General features: G+C 67.5%; 4 protein-coding genes. All 4 read left to right on the top strand.

Annotated features, from left to right (window positions below; genetic code table 11):
- The first annotated feature begins 1,846 nt into the window (after positions 1-1,846).
- The 4 genes from ACIQD6_RS35735 (at position 1,847) to ACIQD6_RS35720 (ending at position 10,421) form a co-directional block, all read left to right on the top strand.
- The gene (locus tag ACIQD6_RS35735) at positions 1,847-2,734 is read left to right on the top strand and encodes a protelomerase family protein (protein WP_401891120.1); all 888 of its coding nucleotides are present in this window, start codon (positions 1,847-1,849) and stop codon (positions 2,732-2,734) included.
- Between the two features lie 282 nt (positions 2,735-3,016).
- Positions 3,017-4,210, top strand: coding sequence for a hypothetical protein (locus tag ACIQD6_RS35730; RefSeq protein WP_401891117.1), 1,194 nt, complete (start codon positions 3,017-3,019; stop codon positions 4,208-4,210).
- A 2-nt stretch (positions 4,211-4,212) separates the two neighbouring features.
- Positions 4,213-7,593, top strand: coding sequence for a hypothetical protein (locus ACIQD6_RS35725; protein ID WP_401891114.1), 3,381 nt, complete (start codon positions 4,213-4,215; stop codon positions 7,591-7,593).
- Complete coding sequence (locus ACIQD6_RS35720; RefSeq protein WP_401891113.1) at positions 7,590-10,421, top strand: RNaseH domain-containing protein; 2,832 nt, start codon at positions 7,590-7,592, stop codon at positions 10,419-10,421. Before ACIQD6_RS35725 ends, ACIQD6_RS35720 begins: the two co-directional genes overlap by 4 nt.
- Positions 10,422-11,047: the final 626 nt, after the last annotated feature.

Genomic DNA, 11,047 nt, shown 5'->3' with positions numbered 1-11,047 from the left:
CCCCAAACTCTCTTGAGAGTTTGGGGTAAAGCCCCAAACTCTCATTTAATTTTACCCCCAAACTCTCATTTTTAATTCGATTCCCTCATTTTCCCATTTCCCTAATCCGAGCCCTTCCCTTTTCTCCAACTCCCTTCCCTTTCTGCCTTCCTGATTTCCCCTCAACCCCATTTATAGGAAAATGGTTCGGGTTTTAGTGGGATCAAAGTGGGATCAATTGACGCTCCCTGATGCCCTCTCATTTGAATTTTCATCTCCTCGAAAAGTCCTCACCGTCGCTTCTTTGAAGAATAGTTGACAGGGTTTTATGAAATGGGTCCGGGTGGAAGGAGTGGGAAAAAGAGGGTTCTTGGTGCAAACGTAGGGGCCCCCGTCCCCTGCTGGGGCGTCTGGGCGGTGCTTATGGGTGGGTACTCGCGTCGCTCCCCTTGGGCAAAGCCCAGTGGACGCGGCGACTCCATAATGTCAGGGGCCTGACAACACTTCGGCGCGCCATGGGTCGGAGGGGTGCCCGGATGGTGGCGCGGCGGTCGCCACGACGGCTAGCGGGGTGCGCTGGTTGGCGGGCCGACGGGAGCTGCTCCCTAGATGGATCCCGGCGGTGCGCGGCCTCCGTTGTCCCTGCGGGCGCCCTCCCGCGGCGCTGGCGGGAGTTGGGGGGCCTGTGCGATGGGTTCTTCGGTGACACGGCTCGGCCCTCGCAGCCGAGGAGGACCTCTATTTACCTCTCGCCAAATAGGGGTCTATTCTCTTCCTCAATTACGCTGCCATTTCACGGGAATTTGGGTGCGGAGGGGGGCCGAACCTAGGAATGTCAGGAACCTGACAAAAATTCGAAAGTTTGGACGCTCTTGCGGTAGAAGTCCGAGGATGTCTCCTTCAGGGGTCAGGATGTGCGGCTGGTGGGCTCCCATGTCGGCCAGCAGGTCCGATGCGAGAGCACAAGCCACGACAACTGCTTCCCGTTTGTCGGTGACGATGGCGGCGAGATCACCCGTGGTCTGCGCATCCGGTCATCTGCCCTGCCGCCGAGTGCGACCTTGCTCGTGCCACGTTCCCCACTACTGATCGTGCTTGTCCGAGCGGCGCGACTCCCACCCCTGCGACTGACCGCACCAAAACGTGTGCCCTTGGGGCTGTTTGGTCCGGTGTGATGCGCTGTGCCACTCCCCCGCCGCCCAACGTAGCACCCGTCCCGGTATCACCGTCAGCCTTCGCGAAGTCGCCGCCCGTGGACGGTGGGCGCCGGTGTGGCTGCGACTTCTTGCACGCCGTTCGGCTGCTGCCAGATCGCGTACCCTCAGCGGCGCTGCTCGGGCGAGTGGGGGCAGTCTGTGTTCTGGTGGTGCGTGTGATGTCAGCGCGGACCGGCCGTCTGGGGCCGACGGGGATTTCCGGATGGCGGGGCGGGACACGGGGTCCACGACCTGGCCCTCGCAGGTGGCAGATCCGGGGGGGAAGATGACCGCCACTGCCAGGAGGATTCTCGCTACCTGGCGCAGCCGCGGTCACTGCGATGGCGGAGGTCCTCGCCGATACAGGTGGGGGCCTGACGGGCCGCGAGATCGTCCTGCTGCTCGCGCGGGTGGGCGTCGTGGACGCGGACGGACCGGTCTGGCGCCACTAGGCGGAGGGACGACAGCGTCCGGGTCGGGTGCGGGATCCGACGGTGGCGGTGCTCGGGGCGTGGAGGGCTTTTGCGGGTGGCGTGTCGCGGTTGTGCCACACCCCACTCCCCCGGTATCTTTGGGGCATGACCCCAAAGATACCGGGGTTCTCGACTCGGCGCGGCTGATTGCGCGCCGTCCCTGGGCTGCACCCAAGACCGCGACCTGAAGGGCCTCACATGCTGACTCCGACGGACAGGGAGCGGATCGACCGCTTCGTGGCCAAGATCCGTGACGCCGGCTCCGACGAGCAGAGGGTGCACATGGCTGTGCTCACCGAACTGTCGGCCATCCACCGGCGGGTAAATCCGAAGACCGGCGAGCCTTACGCCCCGACCACGAACCGCAGCCTGATCACCGACTACCGGAACGTGATCAAAGCCGAACTGGGCGAGGACGCCCCCGTCCTGGAGAAGTTCAAGTACTCGGCTGCCCGCGTGACGGAGTACCGCCAGCACCAGCAGGAGCAGCGCGAGGAACGGCACCGCAATCAGCGGCCGCTGAACGCACACGAGCACATCGAGCGGGCCGTGGCGCTGCTGAGTTACAACGCGAAGGTCCGGTGGTCCAACGCCGCAGCCATCACCGGCGTCGTGGCTCTGACCGGCCGCCGCCCCTACGAGGTCGGCTGCGTGAGCGGCTTCGAACCTGACTCCGCCGACGCTCTGCGGGTCCTGTTCAGCGGGCAGACCAAGACGCGTGAGACCGAGCGCGCCGCGGCCTCCTACTCCATCCCCATGCTCGCAGAGCGGGAGCTCGTCCTTGAGACCGTCACCCGCATCCGCGAGAAGGTCGATCCCGCTCTGGACAACAAGACCTATTCGCAGCGCTTCGGCAAAGAGGTCGGCATCGTCGCCAAGCGCACCTTCACCGACGCCGACGGACAGCCGATCACCCCGCGAGAACTGCGTGAGGCGTACGCCGCCGTCGCCTACCGCAAGTTCGCCAGCCGGAAGATCTCCGAGGTGCAGTTCTACAACGAGATCCTCGGCCACCAGGGAACCGACCTGAACACCTCCCTGTTCTACTTCGCCTTCTACGTCAACGACAGCGACGCATCGCAGTGAGTTCATAGCCATTGCCTGCACAACCGGGTCGACAACGAGGTCCTGCCATCCGGACAGGATGCGACCGCCCACGCCACCGGCCGTGCCGGATGGCGGCCGGCAGCCAGGGCAGGGCACGACGACGGACAGACCTGGCCTCCTCAGGCGGGACATCAGGAACCGGGGGCGTTCTACCATGCTCGCCCCTGCTCGCGGCCGCGGCTCCGTGTCTCACCCTTCCAAAGGGTGACCCCTGACTGACAGAAACGTTGCTTTCGGTAAGCGGGTGTATACGGTGCGCGGGTGACGGTGCACCAGGCAGCCCGCGAGCGGCTGGCCGAGGTCGGCAGCAACATCGCCGACGACTACATGACGTTGAAACTGCTGGCGGCCGGCCTGGCACGGATCTTGTGGGAGCGCGAGCGCGTCCGTGAAGGGGCGGAGCCGACGACCGGCCTGCTCCCTCAAGCATGGCGCACGGGTGTGACGCGGTTGTGGTGGCGAGCGCTGGAGCAGGGAACCGAGCCGCCGGCCAGCGACATGGACGTCTTCGCCTGGTGCAGGCTGCCGCTGGGGCGCTGGCCCGTTCGACTGGATGTCTCCGACAGCGATGCAGAGAGCCTGTTGATCGACGACGAGGAACTGTCGGCGTTCGCGGATGAGGCCGCCCGGCTCGCGCCCCGGTCGGACGCCGAGGCCGAGCTCAACGAGAACCGGACGTTCGCCAAGCTGCAAGCCGTGGCGGAGTTGCACGGGCGTACGGAGGAGGAAGTCCAGGAGGCCTACGTGGCTCTGCGGTTGTTCCTGATCGAGAGCCCGGTGGTATCCGATCTCGAACTGAACCAGCTCACGAGGCGGTTCAAGGAGGTGGACCGTCACGGCCGCCTGCATGTGCGGGACTTCTTTGACGCCGCCTACCAGTACCGCAAGACCGGCGGGCCTGCGTCCTGCCAGGTCTGCAGCGAGTGCGGCAACCCCCTGCACGAGGGCGTTGAGATGTGCGGGACGCCCGGCTGTGCCGGAGCTCCGGAGATCAAGCAGCTCAAGGTGCTGGAGGGCTACTACGTGCAGCACCGCGGCGTGCGGATCTGCATGCACGACCCGGGCTTGGTGGAAAAGCGCCTGTTCGATGCCTTCGGGGACCTGCCGGAAGGCCTGCTCCGCCTGCACAAGTGGCCTGGCATGGACGCCTGCGACGTCGCCGTGGAGTTCCCCGATCCGGCCGCGCCGGATGAGCCGGATCGGTCCGAGTGGTGGGCTGGGGATGCCAAGGACTGCACGAGCGCGACGATGCTGGGGCGCTCGTTCAGATGGGACCGCCGCATGCGGGCACGACATCGGTGCCTGATCCTGCCCCGGCACCGGTTTGAGCAGAAGTACTATGTCGACGACCTCAAGCGGGAAATGCAGGGCCGCAGCGATGGTGTCCGGGTCATCTCCGAGGACGACTTCGTCTCCAAGGCGCACGCGCGGGCTCTTGGAGGCACCCCGTGGTGAGGATGGGCTCGCAGTGGTACGAGGGCCTGGTCGCAGACCTCCAGCAGACCGGCCTGGAGGAGCGGCTGGGTGACCTGTCGTCGGCCGAGTTCTGCCAGCTCGAGCTCGGCTTGTTCTATCTGGAACAGCATCTGACCGGGCAGCCCGTCGGCGCGCTGTGGACGGCGCTCAACCACTATGCCGACCTGGGGCCGGCAGGCGTGGAGGTCGTGCGGCGGGTACGGCTTCGGATGGGTGACGCAGCACGTGGCGGCCAGTGGCGCGAGCGGCTGAACGAGTACCGCAAAGTCCCAGTCGAGCTGCGTATGTTCACCACCACCGGCCCGCCCGGGCACCGGGTCTTCAACAGCACCCCCTTCGAACGTTACCCCTCACCGCACCTTCCCCAGCGAGAAGGCATCTACCGGGCTGCGCTCACCGACGCAGTTCCCTACGCCACCGAGCCGGCCCACGAACCAGTACCGCCGGGCGCCGAGTGCTTCTTCAAACGACGCGACGGTGCGGTCGAGAGCCTGCGGATCCCGGCCTGGATCCAGGCCGCCCCGCCGACCGAACGGCTAGTTGCCCGCTCGAGCCGCGTCCGGGAGCCGTTCCCTGTCACCCGCGACGATCTGGCGCAGGCTTTCAAAGAGATGGACCGGGCCCTGGAGTCACACCCGCAGATCAGTGACCGCGACTTCGAACGTCGATTTGAGAACATGACGTTCTCGCGTGTCGACCAAGCGGCCGGGCGGCTTGCCGACGACCTGGGTGTGTTCACCATTGACGGGATCGCCCACACGGTCGGATTGATGAACGCGGGCAAGAGCACCCTGCTGGACGGGCTGGCGTTCATCGGTGTCCGCCGCGGACTGCGAGTGGGCTACGTGATGCCGTCGATCAGCGCCGCTTTGGCCAAGGTGCGGTTCCTGCGCGCGCTGGGAATCCGCGCCGTCCCTCTGATCGGCCGGACCACCCGCGAACGCCACGTGGAGAGCTACTGGCGCGATGAGCTGTACGACGTGGACGCCGGGCAGACGCTGCCCGGCCCGGAGCTGGATCCGGCAGCGGAGTTCACCACATCGATGTGCCTGCTCGAGCCGCTGCGTACCGGTGCCGGGCGCGGTGACGCGCCGTTGCGGGAGGAGGACTTCCCATGCCGCGGGCGGCTGAAGCTGCCGGGCAAGCGCGAGCTGCACGACTGCCCGTTGACGCACGTGTGTCCGCAGCAGGCCGCAGCTCGCGCCGTCCCGGATGCGCAGGTGTGGGTTATGACATCTTCTGGTCTGGTGAGCAGCCGGATGGATGGCTCCTCCTTCCGGGCGCGGCAGATCGAGGCGATCCAGCACGAGCTGGGCCTGCTGCTGGTCGACGAGGCCGACAAGGTGATGGGCGATTTCGACCAGCGGTTCATGCTGCAGGAGCCGCTCACGTTCCCTGGTGGCTGGAGCGCCCGCACGGCGATCGCTTGTCATGACAGTCTCGATGCCGCCTGGCATCAGCCGCTGACCCATCCTGATGTGCGCCGTTACCAGGGTTACATGCTGCGGCACTACCAGGCACTGGCCGGCCTGTACCCGCTGCTGGTGATTCCGCCAGGCAAGAGGAGCAAGAGCCAGGGCAAGGGCGGGAGTGGGCGGGGCAGGGGCCCGGGTGGTGAGGATCTGCTGACGGAGATCGTCACGGAGGGTCCATTCAGCGGCTTCTCGCTGCTGAACCGGCTGGCCCGTTCCTTGCACGGGATCACCACCTTGCATGAGCGGCCGGACCAGGCCAGGGAGGAAGAGGCCGCGGACCGGTTCTTCGACGAGTTCCTCGCGCCTTTGGCCCGGGACCCGTTCAAGGCGCCTCCCGGTCACTTGGACCGTCTGCTGACCGCGATGACGGCCGGCTACGACACCGAGTGGACCGTGAAGGAAGCGGCCGAGGGGTGGCTGCTCGAACACGCGCCGAAGGGCAAGGACGGGAACGTCGACGACTGGGTTGAGCAGATGCTGCCGCAGCTGGTGCGGCTGCTCACGGCCGGCATCTGGTCGGCGCGGATCACGACGAGTTTCTTCGGCGCCAACTCACTGTTGCCCGCGGTCCAGAAGCAGATGCCGATGGAGGCGGCCGACAGCTTCTTCAAGCACCAGCCGCCGCCCGACCTGCAGATGCTCGTGCCCGAGCAGGCCATGGGCAACATGCTGGCGCTGCAGTGGAAGCCGAACCGGGACGGAAGCAGCGGGTCGCTGGAGATCCTGTGGCTGCGCGGGGTGGGCCGCTGGCTGCTCTACCACCTGCACGACCTGCTGGGGTGCGAGGGTATCGAGGGCCCCAACGTGGTGCTCACCTCTGCCACCAGCTGGATGCCCGGCTCGGCGCGCTACCACGTGGCTATCACTCCGCAGTTGATCCTGCGTGAACCCGAGCCGTGCGCGCAGGCACTGCGTGAGAGCCGGATGCTATTTCGGCCGCAGTACCGACCCGGCGACCACAAGGGCATCGTCGTGTCCGGCGCCGGTGGCCGTCAGCAGCGGGAGGACGCGCTGCGCGCCGTCCTGGACGCGATCTGCAACCCCGCGCCCGGGGCTTCGAGGTCGCTGGTCGACCAGGTGCGTGACCGGCTGGACCCCGATCGTCAGCGGCTCGCGTTCGTCACACTCAGCGGCAAGGACGCTGCCGCGTGCGCACAGCACATGAATGTCAGGACCCGCCTGGCGGCCCGCCACGTCACCCCCGACTCCCAGGCCCCTGGGCGGTACGGGCTGGCTTACCGGCGCATTTGGCGCTTCGCCGCGACAGATGCCGATGTCATGGTCGCCCCAGAGGGGTCGCTGCAGCGCGGTCACAACGTCCTCAACGAGCGACGGGTGGCGGCGTTCGGCGCCTTGTTCTACCTCGCCAGGCTGCACCCGCCCGCCGACGACCTGTCGTTCCCGCTCGCCGTTCTCAACCAATACGCGATGCAGCGGCTGCTGAAGCCAGTGGACGGCACTGCGCCGGGCGTGGATCTGAGCAAGCAGGCCCAGTTGCTGCGCGCCGATGCCCGCGGCCTGTGGCTGACCCTGATGGGGCAGCCGCTGTTCTTCTCCCGCCTGGCCCGCGACGACCTTCGGCGAGCGTTCGTCAGCGACCTGATGGTGCAGCTCTATCAGACGCTCGGGCGCACGATCCGCGGCAACGTGCCGACCCGGATCTACCTCATCGACGCCGCGTTCGCGCCCCGGGCCGCCAATCGGCGTGAAACGGCCGAGGACACCGACCGCACTAGCGTGCTGGTCGCGGGCCAGCAGTTGATCAACCGGCTGCTCGATCCCCCGGAGCCGGGCGCGCTGCCCGGACGGCGGCTAGAGCACGAGATCGCCAGTGCGACCTGGGGCCTGCTGGGCAACCTCTTCGAGACCATGGACTGGAGCCGATGACCGAGCGACCGAAGCGCCCGAGGATCCCCTTCAGCGGGATCCAGTTCCCGCTATTCGCGGCGAAGCCGGACGGGTGGTGGCCGTGCGAGCTGCACAGTGCGGCATTCCCCGCCGGCCTGCTCCCCCGCCTGGAGCGGGCTTGGGCGTCCAATCCGAAAGCGCGCCGCAAGGACCGTCTGCCGACGTGGGCGCTCACGGAGTTGCTGCTGGAGTTGGAGCCGGCGCTGCTGGCTGTCTCTACCGACCTGCGCGCCGACGCCTGGCTGCGCGCGATGCGCCCGTCGGCCGATACCACCGTGGTGGCGCTCGCGCTGGAGGCGTGGGTCTGCGGGCACGTCGCCCCGCACCAGGGCGACGTCCCCTGGGGCGAGATCATCGGCGAGGCGCTGCAGCTGCAGTGGAAGCCAGCCCGCCCTGACCTGCTCGAGCGCGGCGTGCGGGCCAACAGCACCGCCGAGCCGAGCGAGGCCGCTTACAAGATGCTGGCGACGTTTCTTGCCGCCAGCTGGGTCGACCAAGGCCGCCGGCTGGGCGGCCGCGACACCGACCAGGGATCCTCGTGGGTCATGGGACCGGCCTCGCCCGACGGTGACCGGTCAGTGTTCCTGTGGCCGCCGACCCGCCTGGCACGAAGCGGCGAGCAGGGCTACAGCACCCACTACCTCCGCTTCAACGTGGTGACACTCCCCCACGACGAGCGGCTGCTGGTGCGGGTGATCCCGCACGTCGCGCGCATGGCAGCCACCCAGCCCGCCTACATCCCACGGCGCAGCCACTACGAGCCCGCCACCGCCACCATGCTGCTGTACGCACCAAGCGGCGTGCTGCGCGGCACCGAGCGGGACACACTGCTGCGCGCCCCGGTCACCGTGACCGGTGTCAAGGACGAGATGCGGTGGACGTGGAAGCCCGGCCTGCCCCAGATCCTGTCACGGCTCCCCAGCTCGGATCTGTTTCCGCTGCCTGACCAGGTCCGCAAGGACCCGGCCCGCTTCGCCTCCCCGAGCGAGGCCGGGGACGGCCAAGGGTCCAAGCCCCGGGCGTTCCTACAGCACAGCACCGGCTACAACTACTTCAAGGAGGACGAGGACGGCGACGACAGTGGGGCGCGGGAGACTGGTGGACATCCCACCGGGACAGGCTTCCAGCCGATCGACCACCTGACCGTCTTCGAGGCCCTGGCCCCGGTTCTTGAAGAGCACCACCTCGTGCCGGTCACCCCGGCGCAGGAGGTGAAGCCGCTCTCGCGGCGGCTGCCGAAGAAACGCACCCAGGAGGGTGTCGAGTACCCGATCGAGCTGTGGCACGCGACGCCGCGCACCGCCGACGCCGTCCACCTCGTGCTCACCCGGATCCTGGGCCTGGTGCACATCGCTGCCGACGATGACGACGCGCTCGAAAGCTTCTACCGCGGCAACGAGTTCAGCGTCCGGCTGCGCCTGGCCAAGCCCGGGCTGCTGTTGGGCGGCTGGCCCAAGGCCACCGACAGCGACCCGGACAAGCGCCGCCGGGCCCGTCAGGCCGCCCTTGAGGAACGCGCGCGGCTGTGGCAGGACGAATTCCCTCCCGGCGACCGGCCGGTGGGCTGCCTGATCGAGCTGGAGGGCCCGGGCTACTACAAGGCCGCCCGGCTGGAGGACCCGAAGAAGCCGCTGAAGAACGCCCTGCCGTCCCGGTGCAACCGGCTGGTCCAGATCGTCAAGCCCGTCAACCGAGATCCGAACCCGGACGCGAAGAGCACCGGCCTGCACCCCTTCGAGAACACCGAGGTACGCAAGCAGGACATCGAGCGCATCACTGCAGCGCTGCTGGACCTGCTCAGGCAGCTGGGCCGCCTTCCTGTGGTTCCCCCGCTGTTCGGCACCGCGCCGCTGGAAGTATCCGCGCTGTGGCTGTCCCACGCAGGACCTCACTTCGTTCCTATGCTGCTCCGGATGCGTACCGACGGCACCGCGACTGGTCAGCTGATCCCGAGCCAGAACCACCCCGTCGAACCGGAGATCCCCATCGAACTGGTTCCCGCGGCGCTGACGGAGGGCCGCGGGAAGGTGAAGCGGACCGACCAGGAGGCGCTCACCTGCTTCCTGCGCGGTGCCCTCGCCGAGGACGACACCCACGACCGGCTCTTCATCGCCCGCGCCGCGACGCTGCGCAACAAGGGGATCTGGCCTTGGCTGTCCAACCAGCACATCACCCCCGACGAACTCGTGTGGCCAGGAGTCTCACTCACCGACCCCGAAGCAATGCCTGTCCCCCGCACGCCGGCGAGCCTGCGGGGCCTGCGCATTGTGCGGATCAACGACAACAACGACGAGTTGCCCCACGGCTTCGGCATCGGTCCCGCCCCGGAAGCTGCCGAGCCTGCCGCCGGCCTCGATGGCGCCGATGGCAGGCAGGACCAAGAGGATTCCCCCCTAGACACCACTGACGGCTCAGGCGCGGTGGGCGATGACGTGAGCGGCGAGGTCGGTGATGTCGCAGCGGCGAATTCCGCCCCAGCGCTTCCCGAGCTGCCATACGGATGGGGGCGGTTCTCCGGTGTCGCACGGTGGAAGGAACGCGGCTACCTGGCCATCAACCCCCGCCCCGACACCAGCCAGCTACCCAAGGGTGTCAGCAAGCTGTCCGGGCCGGGCAATGACAGCAAGAACGGCCAGAACCCCACCTCGCTGCACATCCACACCTCTTTCCTCCAGGACGGCGACGACCCGGACCAGGTGGCGCTGTACGTGCAAACACTCCGCCGCTTCCACTCCCACACCACGAAGGCCACCCGACTACCGATGATCCTGCACCTGGGCAAGCTCATGGAGGAGTACATCCCCTGATAAGGCAAGCCCCGCGGAACCATTAGCTCTGTTGATGTATGCCCGGCTCCCGCCCAGCAGACCGTGCAATGACCTCACCGGGGCCCGCAGCCGTCGTCCCACGTGCTCGTCATCATCGTGCTGCGGATGAAGCCGGGGTTCTCCAACCGGTGACTGCAGTGACCCATGTGTCCTCTCAGCCCTGGCCGTACACGGTATGTCTCCAGGGCTGAGAGGACCGGCACCCACAAGCGGGTTTCCGCCTCGAAATGAGCGCGGTGGATCAGTGCAGGCACCTGCCGGTTCTCCGACAGCTCCGCGAGCACCGGGCATCGATAGCGGAGGATCACGCGGCTGTTTCCTGCCGCCGGGCCAGCACTCCGCGGAGCATGGCTCCCCGCGCTCTTTTCGTCCCCGAGGGGCTCGGCCAGATACTCCCGCGCCATCCTTGGCACGTGCTGTCCGGCGCGGGCAACCGTAGGACATTCCCTGACAGCCGGGCCGGGTTGCAGCATCGACGGCGTCCCGGGCACGCTGACTGCCCGGGACGAGGGCGTGCAACATGGGTGCGGATGAGAAGGAAGGGCGCGGCGGGTGCGCAGAGCGCTCACCACGGCGGATGGCCCCCCTGGGTCGCGCTGCTTCCT

Origin of the sequence: Streptomyces sp. NPDC088400, from assembly GCF_044753355.1 — a bacterium.
In the GTDB taxonomy this organism is placed as follows: Bacteria; Actinomycetota; Actinomycetes; order Streptomycetales; family Streptomycetaceae; genus Streptomyces.
This window is presented reverse-complemented; position numbering and strand designations above follow the sequence as displayed.

Bases quoted from the DNA above. Each gene is read 5' to 3' on its own strand.
- ACIQD6_RS35735 (WP_401891120.1), top strand. From the start codon at position 1,847: ATGCTGACTCCGACGGACAGGGAGCGGATCGACCGCTTCGTGGCCAAG.
- ACIQD6_RS35725 (WP_401891114.1), top strand. From the start codon at position 4,213: ATGGGCTCGCAGTGGTACGAGGGCCTGGTCGCAGACCTCCAGCAGACC.
- ACIQD6_RS35720 (WP_401891113.1), top strand. From the start codon at position 7,590: ATGACCGAGCGACCGAAGCGCCCGAGGATCCCCTTCAGCGGGATCCAG.